This is a genomic window from Sphaerothrix gracilis Ecp01 (assembly GCF_030405905.1).
GTDB classification, from domain to species: Bacteria; Cyanobacteriota; Cyanobacteriia; order Phormidesmidales; family Phormidesmidaceae; genus Sphaerothrix; species Sphaerothrix gracilis.
This window is the reverse complement of the sequence record NZ_JASATW010000002.1, coordinates 112,359-125,149: the sequence shown is the minus strand read 5'-3', so window position 1 is coordinate 125,149 and position 12,791 is coordinate 112,359. Positions and strand designations below refer to the sequence as shown.

Here is a 12,791-nt window from a genome sequence, read left to right as displayed (position 1 = left end):
AGCGTACCCGCTTACCGACATTTGTCTTAGATCTTTTAGGCCTGGATTAACTAAAACAGAGTAAAGATTTACTACAGGGTGGACTGTAAGTTCCTTTACTCATATTTAGCGCCATGCAAAGTTGGATTTTGAAGACAGGTCTGAGTCTTTCTGCTGTATCTCTCAGTCTCTTATTGGGGATACCCGAACGCGGTCTAGCTGAGACAAACGGCATGCTTGAAGAAATTAGGCTGTCTCCTAACTTTGAACCTAACCCGACTGAGCGCAGCGGCGTCAGCGGCGGCGAAGTGGCATCTGAGGCCGTCGTCGGTAGCGCCCAAACTCCCACAGGTCCCTGCAATGGCTTCATTAGCGAGCAGCCGGATCACGTCTTAGTTTTGAGCGATTTCTTTGCAGGATTAGAAATTCAGGCCGTTAGTCAGCGTGATACAACCTTGGTGATTCAAGGCAGCGGGGGTACGTGGTGCAACGACGATGCCTCCGATCACAACCCTCGTATCGCCGGACAGTGGCAGGCAGGCACCTACAGTATTTGGGTAGGTTCGTACCAGCAAGCGGCCTACTATCCCTACCAGCTAACAATCCGCCAAACAGATTAGCGATTTCCTGACCCTTCCTCCATAATGGAGCCATTGCCTATTTCTGAGACTGCTGGCTGACTAGCTTAAGCAATTTAGGAGGTGGTTGAGCGTCAGTTTGTTCCCACCGAAGAGAGACAAAAGCTACGGTTTGGGGCAATTAGCCGCGCCAAAGATTGATTTACTTGAAACAAACACGTTAAATTTAGTTAAGATAAGTCTCATAAACAAGTTAATTATTCAAGGAACCAGTGACTGTCCTTGTCAGCCGACAGCACGTTCCGTCTAGAAAAAGTTCTAAGAAAAACCCGCTTTATCTGGACTGTTGGTTCTTGGATTCTAAAAGTCCAAACTTCGAGCAAGTTTTCATTCGTGATTTTAGGGGCCACCTAACTATGAAATTTTCCTGGAGAGTCGCCCTGCTGTGGGCACTACCTCTACTGATTATTGGCTTCTTCCTGTGGCAGGGAGCTTTCTCAGGCGCTGCCGTCAATACCGGGCAAAACGCGGCCAATACCCGCATGACCTACGGGCGCTTCTTAGATTACCTAGAAGCCGACCGGGTAACGGCAGTTGATCTTTATGAGGGAGGCCGCACTGCCATCGTTGAAGCGGTTGACCCCCAGCTAGACAACCGCGTCCAGCGCTGGCGGGTAGATTTGCCAGGAAACGCACCTGAGCTAATTAGCCGTCTGCGCGATGCCGGCATCAACATTGACTCCCACCCGCCGCGCAATGATGGCGCTATTTGGGGCGTTCTGGGCAATCTGCTGTTCCCTATCTTGCTGATTGGTGGACTGTTCTTTTTGTTCCGTCGCTCTAGCAACGTGCCCGGCGGGCCAGGGCAGGCCATGAACTTCGGTAAGTCCAGAGCCCGCTTCATGATGGAAGCGAAAACGGGCATCATGTTCGACGATGTGGCCGGGATTGAAGAGGCCAAAGAGGAACTGCAGGAAGTGGTTACTTTCCTGAAAAAGCCTGAGCGTTTCACCGCTGTCGGTGCCCGCATTCCTAAAGGCGTGCTGCTAGTCGGCCCTCCAGGAACGGGTAAAACTCTGCTGGCTAAGGCGATCGCGGGTGAAGCGGGCGTTCCTTTCTTCAGCATTTCCGGTTCTGAGTTTGTGGAAATGTTTGTCGGCGTGGGTGCTTCCCGCGTGCGTGATCTGTTCAAGAAAGCGAAGGAAAACGCTCCCTGCATCATCTTTATCGATGAGATTGACGCTGTCGGTCGTCAGCGGGGCGCTGGCATCGGTGGCGGCAACGACGAGCGGGAGCAGACTCTAAACCAGCTCCTGACCGAGATGGACGGCTTTGAAGGCAATACAGGCATCATCATCATCGCGGCCACCAACCGAGCTGACGTGCTTGACTCAGCCCTGCTGCGTCCGGGCCGCTTTGACCGTCAGGTTTCTGTGGATCCGCCCGATGTTAAAGGCCGCCTAGAAGTGCTGAAAGTCCATGCCCGCAATAAAAAGCTGGCTGAGGACATTTCTCTAGAGGCGATCGCCCGTCGTACCCCTGGCTTCACGGGGGCTGACCTGGCTAACCTGCTCAACGAAGCCGCCATTCTCACGGCTCGCCGCCGCAAAGAAGCGATCACCATGACTGAAATCGACGATGCGGTCGATCGCGTGATTGCTGGTATGGAAGGCACGCCGCTGGTAGACAGCAAGAGCAAGCGCCTAATTGCCTACCACGAACTAGGCCACGCCATCATCGGTACGCTGGTGAAAGATCACGACCCGGTGCAAAAAGTGACGCTGATTCCGCGGGGACAGGCTCAGGGATTGACCTGGTTCACCCCCAGCGAGGAGCAAATGCTAATCTCGCGGGCACAGCTCCTAGCTCGGATTACGGGCGCTTTGGGCGGACGCGCGGCTGAGGATGTCATCTTTGGCGACGCGGAAGTGACCACCGGGGCAGGCAATGACCTGCAGCAGGTGACGAACATGGCCCGGCAGATGGTGACTCGCTTTGGCATGTCTGACTTAGGCCCTCTATCTCTAGAGAGCCAGCAGGGCGAAGTCTTCTTGGGTCGGGACTGGATGACCCGCTCCGAGTATTCCGATGAAATTGCCTCTCGCATCGACTCTCAGGTGCGCTCAATCGTAGAGCACTGCTATGACGATGCTAAGCGCATTATTCGCGAGAACCGCGAAGTCATCGATCGCCTCGCCGATTTGCTCATTGATCGGGAAACGCTTGATGGTGATGAGTTCCGCCAGATTGTCTCTGAGTACACTACGGTGCCTGAAAAAGAGCAGCTAGCGTATCAGATCTAGCGGTTTGACAGCTCCCATTCTCTAATCTGGAAAGGCTCGTTCATAATTGAACGGGTCTTTTCTTTTGGTCAGCTTTAATTTATGTCTCTGCCCAGCCTCTATATCGCCATTACCAATCATGGCTTCGGCCACGCCACCCGCGCGGCGGCAGTAGCTGCTACGGTTAGAAGCCTTTGCCCTGAACTGCCCATCATCTTGACCACAACAGCTCCACACTGGCTGCTGCAGGCTTATATCCCCGGTTCCTTTGAGCAGCGGCAGCAGGCCTATGATGTCGGCGTGGTTCAAAGTGACAGCATGACGATGGACTTCGCGGCGACGCTGAGCCAGCTTCAGCAGATTCAGGCCCGTCAGGCTGAGATTATTCAAGTCGAAGTTGAATTTATCAAGGCCAAGCGGGTGGGGCTAGTTTTGGCCGATATTCCACCGCTGGCAGCGCCCATTGCTCAGGCCGCTGGCATTCCCTGCTGGATGATGAGTAACTTTGGCTGGGACTTTATCTACCGGCCCTGGGGCGGTGAGTTTGTGGCTGTGGCTGACTGGATTGCTGACTGCTTCAGCCAGTGCGATCGCCTCTTTCGCCTGCCTTTCCATGAAGTAATGCCCGCTTTTCCCCAAAAGACAGAGGTGGGGCTGACTGGAGGCACTCCTCAATACGGCGAAGCCGAACTGCGCGATCGCTTTGATATTAAACCCCCCCGCGCCCGGACGGTCTTACTCTCCTTTGGCGGACTGGGCCTGCAAAAGATTCCCTACACTACGCTGCAGCAGTTCCCGGCGTGGACATTTATCAGCTTCGATCGCGCTGCTCCCGACTTGCCCAATCTGCGCAAAATCCTAGAACGTCAGTATCGCCCGGTCGACTTTATGCCCCTGTGCGATCGCGTGGTGTCTAAGCCTGGCTTCAGCACCTTCTCAGAAGCCTGTCGCTTGGGGCTACCCGTGGCGACTCTCACTCGTCAGGGCTTTGCAGAATCAGCGCTGCTGGTGGAGGGCATTCAGGACTTTGCTTTTCATCAGATTATTGCGGCGGCTGATTTCTTTTCGGGTAACTGGGCCTTTTTGCAGCAGCCACCTCAGCCGCCGCGTCAGCCAGAATCGGTTGATGTCAACGGCAATGGGGCGATCGCCCAGGCAGTTGTCAACTATCTAGCTGGGTAATGGAACCTCAGTTTCGCTAAACTCGACATAAAAACCAGGGCATCACCCCTGAACTCCTGACGTGTTGAGGTAAAGATGATGAAGCGCAGTCTGATCTTCAGTTTTTCACTGCTGACTAATGCGGCTTTAGTGGGGCTGCTAGTACTGGTGACAGCGCGACCTCGGCTCAACGCGACGGCGACAGCTTTTGAGCTTTCCGACTCAGCCGGTCTAAAACAGGGACGCAACCTGAGCCGCAATGGCCTGGCGTTTCTCTGCAGCGATCGCCGCGACGACTTTATTGAAACAGGCGCTCGGTTTGTAGAGCTACAGCTCGATTTGGCCCTGAGCCAAAAGGGATTGCTCAATCAGGTCAAAGAGGCATTGCAGAGCAGTACCGCGATCGCCTTTGATGAGTTCTGCGCTGAGCTAGCAATGACAGCCGGAGAGCAAACTGCGCCTGAAAAATTGGCACTCTATCAGGATCTCTCAGAATCAGCCACCCTCGTTTTTGAACAGGTCCGCCCCAGCTTCGATCGGTTCTACCAGTCGCTTTCCTCGGCCCAGCAGCAGGATCTCGACCAGATGCTCGACCGCCAAAACCGCCAAAACCGCTAGAGCGATAGCCGCCCGGTAGTAATGAGCTGAAGTCCTGCAACAAATGAAACCAGGGCTAGAAAGAGCGTCCATAGGCTTGTTGGCTTTAAGATGACGCCGCCGCTGACAAACACCAGTAAAATTCCTAAGCAGAGGACAGCCCAGCCCGCTGAACGAGTCTGACGGGAAAACATCACCATTGCCACGCCGCCAGCGACAGCCAGCACTGAACTTGCTGCTGAAATGTCTCGCCACCAGTAGGGCGAGGTTTGGGTGGTGAAAATAATGTTTTGGCCCAAAAAGTAAATAGAGACAAGCAGAAAAGCAAGACCCAGGATTTTGATCAAAAGTCGCATGACACTAGTTCTAAGTTTTGAGTTTTAACAGCTTTGTATGGCTGGTAAGCAAATAGGTCTGATTCATTTTGACTGCGCTTAATGCTCGATTTGTTTTGCTTAAAAGCCGCAATCACCACCGCCTGAATCGCCGCCTGAGTAACCGCCACAGTCACCACCGGAATAGCCACCCCCATCACCGCCGCCCCAGCTCCAGCCGCCACCGCAGTCGCCACTCCCAGAATCGCTGCCGGAATGGTCATAGCCCCCCGCCGATACGGACGCGGATGAGGAACGGCGGCTACCCCGACGCGATTTTCGTCGCCGCCGATGTTGGCTCGGTTTAGAAGAACTGGTCTCGATAAAACGCCAAATGCCTGCAATAATCAGGCAGCTAAATCCAATAAAGAGGGCGATCGCTCCCTGACTGACGCTGGTATTAAAGGCGAGCAGGATAAAGCTTCCTCCATATAGGGTGAAAGCGATGGGATTTAGCAGGGTTTGTCGTAGATAAGCAATGGGACTGCTGTCTTCAAGAGATTGTTTCTCGCTCAGAAGCCACTTAAGAGTGCGAATTACCAATTCGTACAGCCCGCTAAACGCTAGCAAACCCATGCTTGCCCCGAATAGGGCCGGTGAATTTGCTAAAAAGCCAATTAGAAAAAGAACGATAAAAAAGAGCAGCGTATTTGGCATCCGCCAAAATCGTAAAAAAGAGAGGAGTGCTTTTTCCACGATGCATAGGAGCTAACAACAAATATCTTTGATGTCTTCACTAAAAATAGCCCAGATTCCAGAAAGCCAGTTTGGTAAGCGATCGCGCTGTTTAGGCCTGGGACTTGTGATACAAAGCTTAAAGTGCCGCAGTTCCGCCAGAATTTCGGCTTCACAATGGTAGATACAGACTCACTTTTCATCGAGGCTTCATTATCGTGGTCGCACAGGTTTCTCAGTCCACTTACGAGCAAAAAACTCAGACAATTGCCAAAGAACTTATTTCGGCGACGCGGGAAAAGCGCTCCCTTTTCGCTCAAATGCGCGACCAGATGCGCTGGGACGATCGCTTATTGGCGATCGCTATGGATAATCCCGGTTTGCGAGTACAGCTTTTCCGCTTCATTGACTGCCTGCCCGCACTCCACAGCAAGGCCGAAATTGCCCGGCATCTGCAGGAATATCTAGGCGATCCGTCTGTAGAACTGCCGGAAGCCCTCAAGGGCATTTTGAACTTTGCCAACCCGGACTCCATGCCGGGGCAGATTGCGGCGACGACCTTCTCCAAAGCCGTAGAAACCCTGGCTCACAAGTATATTGCGGGGGAAACCATCGAGCAGGTCATTAAAACCGTTGAGCGTCTGCGCAAAGACAAAATGACCTTCACGGTGGATCTGCTGGGGGAAGCGGTGATCACCGAGGCAGAAGCTCAGGACTATCTCAATGGCTACCTGACGCTGATGGAGCAGCTGACCCAGGCAGCGAAAAAGTGGTCAACGGTGCCTGCCATCGATCAGGCCGACGGGGAGACGCTGCCGCCCGTGCAGGTCTCTGTGAAGCTGACGGCCTTTTATTCCCAGTTTGATCCGCTCGATGCCGAGGGCAGTCAGGAGAAGGTCAGCGAGCAGATGCGCACCCTGCTGCGCCGAGCTAAAGAGCTGGGGGCGGCAGTGCATTTCGACATGGAGCAGTACGTTTACAAGACGCTGACCCTAGCGACCCTGAAAAAGGTACTGCTAGAAGACGAGTTCCGCGATCGCAGCGATATTGGTGTGACGCTGCAAGCCTATCTGCGTGACAGCTACGGCGACCTGAAAGACCTGGTGGAATGGGCCAAGGAGCGGGGCACGCCGCTGACCGTGCGGCTCGTTAAAGGAGCCTACTGGGATCAAGAAACAATCAAAGCGGTGCAGCACGACTGGCCCCAGCCCGTCTATAGCCACAAAGAATCGACTGACGCCAACTTTGAGCGCATGACTCGGCTGCTGCTGGAAAATCATGCCTATCTCTACGCCGCCATCGGGAGTCATAACGTGCGATCGCAAGCCTATGCAATGGCGATCGCCGAAACTCTCAATATTCCTAAGCGAGCCGTCGAGCTCCAGGTGCTCTACGGCATGGCCGACAAGCTGGCGAAAGCCATGAGCGATCGCGGCTACCGGGTACGGGTCTACTCGCCCTATGGAGAGCTGATTCCCGGCATGGCCTACCTGATTCGCCGCCTGCTGGAAAATACCGCCAACAGCTCCTTCCTCAAGCAAAACCTGGAGGAGCGGCCCATCGAAGAACTGCTCAGTTCGCCTGAATTTGCTCCCATTGACCAAGACGGCCAGCGGCCCAAGGTGGCAGGGGAAACCACCGACTTTCCCAATGCCCCCGATACAGACTACGCCGAAGCTGAGGCCCGCCACGCGGCAGCAGTAGCCCTAAAGCAGGTGCGGATGCAGCTCGGCCAGACCTATCTGCCGCTAGTCAACGGCGAATTTGTCGAAACTGAAACGCAGGTAGAGTCGGTAAATCCTTCTAATCCTAGCGAGATTATTGGCAAGATTGGCTTGCTGAGTCAGGCCCAGGCAGACGAGGCGATCGCCGCTGCCAAAGCCGCTTTCCCCCAGTGGCAGGCAACCCCGGCGACGGAACGAGCCGCTATTCTGCGCCGCGCTGGTGACATTATGGAGCGCCGCCGCGATGAGCTGTCTACCTGGGTGATGCTGGAGGTGGGGAAGGCGCTGAAGCAGGCCGATGCCGAAGTGTCTGAAGCCATCGACTTTTGCCGCTACTACGCTGACGAAATGGAGCGGCTCGACCGGGGCTATGACTATGACCTAGCCGGGGAAACTAACCACTACCGCTACTTTCCGCGCGGCATTGCTGTGGTCATCTCTCCCTGGAACTTTCCGATTGCGATCGCCACCGGTATGACTGTGGCAGCGCTGGTGACGGGTAACTGCACCCTGCTCAAGCCAGCGGAGACCTCTACCGTCATCGCCGCTAAAATTAGCGAAATTCTCACCGAAGCGGGCCTGCCCAAAGGCGTCTTTCAGTACGTACCGGCTAGAGGCTCCACGGTGGGGGCGCACTTAGTGCAGCACCCAGACGTACACCTGATTGCCTTTACCGGCTCGCGGGAAGTGGGCTGCCAAATCTACGCCACGGCGGCCCAGCTTCAGCCGGGTCAAAAGCATCTCAAGCGGGTGATTGCCGAGATGGGGGGCAAAAACGCCATTATCGTGGACGAAAGCGCTGATCTGGATCAGGCGGTTCAAGGCGTGGTGCAGTCGGCCTTTGGCTACAGCGGCCAGAAATGCTCGGCCTGCTCGCGGGTAATTGTGTTAGCGCCGATTTACGACACCTTCGTCAAGCGGCTGGTAGAAGCGACGCGATCGCTCAACATTGGCCCCGCCGAAGATCCCAGCACCGTGGTTGGCCCGGTGATTGACGCCAAGGCCCAAGAGCGGATTCGTGAGTATATTCAAACGGGCAAAGCTCAGTCTGAAGTGGCCTTAGAGATGCCGGTGCCTGAAACCGGATATTTCGTCAGTCCCACTATCTTCACCGGCGTCTCTCCCGATCACACCATCGCTCAAGAAGAAATTTTTGGCCCGGTACTAGCCGTCATCCGTGCTGAGGACTTTGACGAAGCACTGGCGATCGCCAACGGCACTGACTACGGCCTCACCGGCGGGCTTTACTCTAGAACGCCCTCTCATATTGAGCGATCGCAGCGAGAATTTGCCGTCGGTAACCTCTATATCAACCGCAACATCACCGGGGCAATTGTCGCCCGCCAGCCCTTTGGCGGCTTCAAGATGTCCGGTGTCGGCTCCAAGGCGGGTGGGCCAGACTATCTGCTCCAGTTCCTAGAGCCAAGAGTAGTGACGGAAAACATTCAGCGGCAGGGCTTTGCCCCCATTGCCGGCATGGAGTAGCCCTTTCTCAACTGCGCCTATAGCCTTGGCATACAGTCTGCTGACGTAGCCGTATCAGGCTGGTTGAGCACAGTCCCAGCCAGCCGTGACTGCTACCCACTGCCCTTTTCACTTCGCAACAAAAAGCAACAAAAGTCTGTAGCTTTCAAAGAAATATAAACATGTTAAGCAAAGATTAAGTATTTTCCCCGATGATACTGATCAAACCCCGCTTGGTCTATAGCGGTTGCGCCGGGGTATCTACTTTGAAAAGGGAGTATTGGTCATGGAAATTGCCTGGGGAAGTCTCGATCGCCCGCTGTCTAGCTCGTTCAATCAACTCCACTCCTTTTCCAAAGCCTGGGCCAAACGCTATATACAGCAGGTCAAAGATAATACTGGACACTCCCCTAAATATGTAGTCACCGAAAATGACGCTCGGCAGGCGATCGCAGACTATCTCAATCAGGAGCTGCGAACCGTCAGCGCCCAAGCCTGGACGCAGACTGAGGCGCTCTTGTCTAAAGAGGTGGTGCGCCACCAAATTAAAGGGGAGCTGATTGATCCCTGGGCCATTGCCAAAGATGTTTACGTTATCTACGAAAAGGCTTTCGCCGCCTACGCCAACGGCACAGCCCCTGAGCGCTTTGCTACCGATCTAGCCCCTGAACTGGGTCTAATTCGGGCCAAATATACGCTGGTCGATCCCAGAGTGATAGGCTTTGTCAGTATGCAGTTTCATTACACAGGCCAACTGCTGCTCCAGCTGATTGCTGTTGAACGTCAGGACGTGCTGCGGCTCTACTTCAAGGCCATTGACGATCACCTCTATATGCCACTGCAGCGGGCTTACAGCGCCGCCGCTAGCCACCCCATGAGTTCTCCGGTGCTGAAAGTGGTACAAATTTTGCTGCCCCACAGCAGCGCAATCGCCCAGAAAGTCGTCAATCAGATTATGCAGGCCAATCCGCACCATCGCTGCTATAGCGGGCCGCTGAGCAATCCTACTGTACGCACTTCTAGCCTGCGGGATGCTGAGATGTTTCAAACCTATCTGTGGGTCTGCCTGCTGGAAAATAATGTCAGCGCTGTGCAGCAAGAACTCTTTCCCCTGTGTGTCATGCTCTATCCAACACTGAATGTCCGCTGGGGCTTGGTCAGGCAAATGCTGGTGCTGCTAGAGAAGCACTTTGGTATCCTGCTGGACGAAGCGCAAATGGCCCTGCTCAAACCTTATCTCAGCGCCACTAACGCCATGTTCGCAGCTGACGTGTTTGAGGAAGCGGCCTAATACAGGCTAGCCGCTTCCAATCGTGATCACTTGAGGCTTGAGTACGACTGCGACGCCCGGATCATGGGAGGTAAAAATTAGCGCACCGCCCTGGGCAGTAAAGCTCTGAAGCGTCTGTAGCATTAGCGCTAAAGAACTGGCATCCTGCCCCACCATAATTTCGTCTAGCAGACAGATCTGCGGCTGGCGGGCCAAGACAGCGCCCGATGCTAAACGTCGCTTTTGGCCCTGGGAAAGCGCCTGGGGATGCTTTTCAGCGCAGTGGGCTAAATTGAGCTGGTGCAGCAGGATTTTGGCTGTCTCATCCGCAACTCCCGGCTGTTTTAGCTCTAGCCAGACGCTTTCGGCAAAGAGCTGATGGTTGGGATTTTGCAGCACAAAACCGACAGTTTGAGCAATTTGAACGACGCTCTGCCGCGTCGCGACTTGTCCCAAAATCGTCAAGCGCCCGGTTGCTGGCTTTAGCAGGCCGCAAAGCAGCTTCAGCAGCGTGGTTTTGCCGCAGCCGTTCTGGCCTTTAAGCAAGACAACCTCGCCAGCGCTGACCTGTAAGTCAGGAAAAGCCGGATAGCCGCCCCAGCTCAGGTTGCAAGTTGTCAACAAAGCCTTTGAGATTTGGGACGGAGGCGGAACGGGGGTAGGGGCCGTAAAAACCTCCTGGGGAGAGACAAGGAGATGATCGAGCTGGCAGGGGGCGATCGCTCCCGCCTCAATCCGATAGGCGCGATCGCACAGAGGTTTTAGCAATTCTAGGCGGTGCTCGATCACCAAGATACTCTGTCCGCGATCGCGGCACTGCCGCAAAAGTTCCAGCAGCAGCACGGTTCCTGCCGCGTCCAAATAGGCAAAAGGTTCGTCTAGCAGCAGTAAAGTCTGATTCTGCACAAGCTGGCAGGCCGTAAGTAATCGCTGCTTTTGCCCGGCTGAAAGCTGACGGATGGGCCAGGTTTGCTGGTGGCTCAGGTTGAATTTCTCTAAAGCAGTCTGAGCTAGGGTTTGAATCTGGCCGGGAGGCAGGTTCCAGTTTTCTAGCCCAAAAATCACCTCGTCTCCAACTCGATCGGTAAAGAGCTGAGTTTCTACATTTTGCAGCAGGATGCCCATGAACTGCGATCGCTGCCGAATTGACCAGAGGGTGATGTCTTGCTGCCGATACAGCACCTTACCCGTCAGCCGCCCGCCCGTATGTTCCGGTGCGATTCCCGTGAGGCAGTTCAGCAGCGTGCTTTTACCGCTGCCTGTCGCCCCCGCCAGCACCACCAGTTCCCCCGCTGCCAGATTCAGATTCACCAATTGCAGCGTTGGCTGCTGCTGGCCTATGTGAGTAAAGCTCAGATCGACCACCTCTAACAGCGGCACATCATCTCTAGGGAAACTGTGCCTCATCCGCATCAGCCTCCCCATTCTGCATAGCCAATCAGGCTCACCCAGGCGATCGCCCCCAGACAAAAAGCTGTATCTAGCCAGCGCCAGCGCAGCGGTTGGCTGTTGCTGCGTGGATCTGTAGGCGAATAACCCCGCGTTTGCAGGCCAATCGTCACCTCATCGGCATAGGCCACCATTTGAAAAATCAGCGGCACTATCAGCCCGGCAAACCACTGGTCGGGACGGCGGCTGAGGTCGAGGCCCCGTAGCTGGTTAGCCTGCCAAATTCGCTGGAGTTCCTGCTGCATCAGGGGCAAAAATCGCCAGATCAGCATGAGGCTGAGGGTGATAAAGCTGGGCAAACGGGCAACCTGCAGCGATCGCAGCAGATCTATTGGCGGCGTGGTCAGCGTTAATACCGGAGCAGGCAATAGCAGGGACAGCAAACGCAGCGTACTCAGCAGCGCTTGCGGCCAGTCTCTAGCTAAGAACGCCGCTGACAGCGTGAAAATTAGCAGCACCGTCAGGCTATAAAGCAGTAGCGGCAATGGGACTCTCACCTGAGATAGCAGTAGCAGCATCCCCCCCACCAGAATCAACAGCGCTGCTATTTGATTGAGAACCAGCGCCAAGGCAATCAGGACAAAGGAAAGACCTATTTTAAGGAAGGGATTGATTCGCGTCAGCCCTGTCTGGTGCGACTGCAATGATCGCTTAGAGGTCAGCATCCAGCTTGCCCGCCCGCTTAAGCTGTCGCACCACAGATTCACCTAGCCACCAGCCAATAGAGCCTGTGATGCCAGCGGCGATCGCCAACACTCCAATCAGCCAGGGCCGGGTGAGCAGCTCGGCAAACTCACCCCCTAGCATCAGAGCGGCACTGGTCAGGCCAATCACCACGGCGCTGACAAAAAAGGTGACATTGCCCAAGAGCCGATTACGCTTGACCCGGTAGTTACCCCGCAGAAACACAACGGCTTCTGCGAGTAACGCTGTCAAAGCCAAATAAAGCGTAATTGCGGGAGAAAGGGGCAGCAGCAAAACGGCCAGCGGCAAAATCATCAGCAAAATAGTACCCCGCCGCTGTAGCCGCGCCATTCCCAGCGTCAAAAAAATCCCGCCGAGGGGGGCCCAAGCCACTAAATCTAAAAACGGGGGCACCAATGGCCCCACTACAAAGACCGAAACCACCATGCCAATGGTCATAAAGGCAGCAAAGACGTAATCCCTAAGACTCCAATCGATTCTCATCTCACTTTTGGCTACTCAGTCACTTTGCCTCTATCGTGCTACGGCAAGTA

At 54.8% G+C, this 12,791-nt stretch carries 11 protein-coding genes; 6 read left to right on the top strand and 5 right to left on the bottom strand.

Features of this window, described 5'->3' with window-relative positions:
• Positions 1-212 precede the first annotated feature (212 nt).
• From QJQ48_RS02420 to QJQ48_RS02405, 4 genes are all read left to right on the top strand, one after another.
• Complete coding sequence (locus QJQ48_RS02420) at positions 213-599, top strand: hypothetical protein (protein ID WP_346289591.1); 387 nt, start codon at positions 213-215, stop codon at positions 597-599.
• 374 nt (positions 600-973) lie between these two features.
• Positions 974-2,860 carry an ATP-dependent zinc metalloprotease FtsH2 gene (gene ftsH2 / locus QJQ48_RS02415; RefSeq protein ID WP_346289590.1) on the top strand — a complete coding sequence of 629 codons (1,887 nt, stop codon included), beginning with the start codon at positions 974-976 and terminating at the stop codon, positions 2,858-2,860.
• A gap of 81 nt (positions 2,861-2,941) precedes the next feature.
• Positions 2,942-4,021, top strand: a complete 1,080-nt coding sequence (locus QJQ48_RS02410; RefSeq protein WP_346289589.1) for a glycosyl transferase — start codon at positions 2,942-2,944, stop codon at positions 4,019-4,021.
• Positions 4,022-4,099: 78 nt separating this feature from the next.
• Positions 4,100-4,618 (top strand): Spy/CpxP family protein refolding chaperone, encoded by a 519-nt coding sequence (locus QJQ48_RS02405; RefSeq protein ID WP_346289588.1) that lies wholly within the window; start codon positions 4,100-4,102, stop codon positions 4,616-4,618.
• Here the strand turns inward: QJQ48_RS02405 and QJQ48_RS02400 are convergent.
• Positions 4,615-4,953, bottom strand: coding sequence for a hypothetical protein (locus QJQ48_RS02400; protein ID WP_346289587.1), 339 nt, complete (start codon positions 4,951-4,953; stop codon positions 4,615-4,617). The two genes, QJQ48_RS02405 and QJQ48_RS02400, sit on opposite strands and share 4 nt — an antisense overlap.
• 99 nt (positions 4,954-5,052) lie before the next feature.
• Entirely contained in the window at positions 5,053-5,628 is a 576-nt protein-coding gene (locus QJQ48_RS02395; RefSeq protein WP_346289586.1) for a hypothetical protein, read from the bottom strand.
• A 236-nt stretch (positions 5,629-5,864) separates the two neighbouring features.
• On the opposite strand from QJQ48_RS02395, the gene pruA reads away from it, so the two are divergent.
• The gene (pruA, locus tag QJQ48_RS02390; RefSeq protein ID WP_346289585.1) at positions 5,865-8,855 is read left to right on the top strand and encodes an L-glutamate gamma-semialdehyde dehydrogenase; all 2,991 of its coding nucleotides are present in this window, start codon (positions 5,865-5,867) and stop codon (positions 8,853-8,855) included.
• Positions 8,856-9,120: 265 nt separating this feature from the next.
• Positions 9,121-10,125, top strand: a complete 1,005-nt coding sequence (locus QJQ48_RS02385) for a hypothetical protein (RefSeq protein WP_346289584.1) — start codon at positions 9,121-9,123, stop codon at positions 10,123-10,125.
• A 6-nt stretch (positions 10,126-10,131) separates the two neighbouring features.
• Here the strand turns inward: QJQ48_RS02385 and QJQ48_RS02380 are convergent, their stop codons facing one another.
• Genes QJQ48_RS02380 through QJQ48_RS02370 form a run of 3 tightly spaced genes read right to left on the bottom strand, consistent with a single transcriptional unit; the run spans position 10,132 to position 12,741 of the window.
• Positions 10,132-11,511, bottom strand: coding sequence for an ABC transporter ATP-binding protein (locus QJQ48_RS02380; protein WP_346289583.1), 1,380 nt, complete (start codon positions 11,509-11,511; stop codon positions 10,132-10,134).
• Between the two features lie 5 nt (positions 11,512-11,516).
• Positions 11,517-12,218, bottom strand: a complete 702-nt coding sequence (locus QJQ48_RS02375; RefSeq protein ID WP_346289582.1) for an energy-coupling factor transporter transmembrane component T family protein — start codon at positions 12,216-12,218, stop codon at positions 11,517-11,519.
• Positions 12,205-12,741: a hypothetical protein gene (locus QJQ48_RS02370; protein WP_346289581.1), complete on the bottom strand. Its 537-nt coding sequence runs from the start codon at positions 12,739-12,741 to the stop codon at positions 12,205-12,207. Before QJQ48_RS02370 ends, QJQ48_RS02375 begins: the two co-directional genes overlap by 14 nt.
• Between the last annotated feature and the right edge of the window lie 50 nt (positions 12,742-12,791).

Excerpts from the sequence above, each read along its gene's own strand:
- QJQ48_RS02380 (WP_346289583.1), bottom strand. The coding sequence starts at position 11,511 with ATGAGGCACAGTTTCCCTAGAGATGATGTGCCGCTGTTAGAGGTGGTC.
- QJQ48_RS02395 (WP_346289586.1), bottom strand. The coding sequence starts at position 5,628 with ATGCCAAATACGCTGCTCTTTTTTATCGTTCTTTTTCTAATTGGCTTT.
- QJQ48_RS02420 (WP_346289591.1), top strand. The coding sequence starts at position 213 with ATGCTTGAAGAAATTAGGCTGTCTCCTAACTTTGAACCTAACCCGACT.
- QJQ48_RS02385 (WP_346289584.1), top strand. The coding sequence starts at position 9,121 with ATGGAAATTGCCTGGGGAAGTCTCGATCGCCCGCTGTCTAGCTCGTTC.
- QJQ48_RS02400 (WP_346289587.1), bottom strand. The coding sequence starts at position 4,953 with ATGCGACTTTTGATCAAAATCCTGGGTCTTGCTTTTCTGCTTGTCTCT.
- ftsH2 (WP_346289590.1), top strand. The coding sequence starts at position 974 with ATGAAATTTTCCTGGAGAGTCGCCCTGCTGTGGGCACTACCTCTACTG.
- QJQ48_RS02405 (WP_346289588.1), top strand. The coding sequence starts at position 4,100 with ATGAAGCGCAGTCTGATCTTCAGTTTTTCACTGCTGACTAATGCGGCT.
- QJQ48_RS02370 (WP_346289581.1), bottom strand. The coding sequence starts at position 12,741 with ATGAGAATCGATTGGAGTCTTAGGGATTACGTCTTTGCTGCCTTTATG.
- QJQ48_RS02410 (WP_346289589.1), top strand. The coding sequence starts at position 2,942 with ATGTCTCTGCCCAGCCTCTATATCGCCATTACCAATCATGGCTTCGGC.
- QJQ48_RS02375 (WP_346289582.1), bottom strand. The coding sequence starts at position 12,218 with ATGCTGACCTCTAAGCGATCATTGCAGTCGCACCAGACAGGGCTGACG.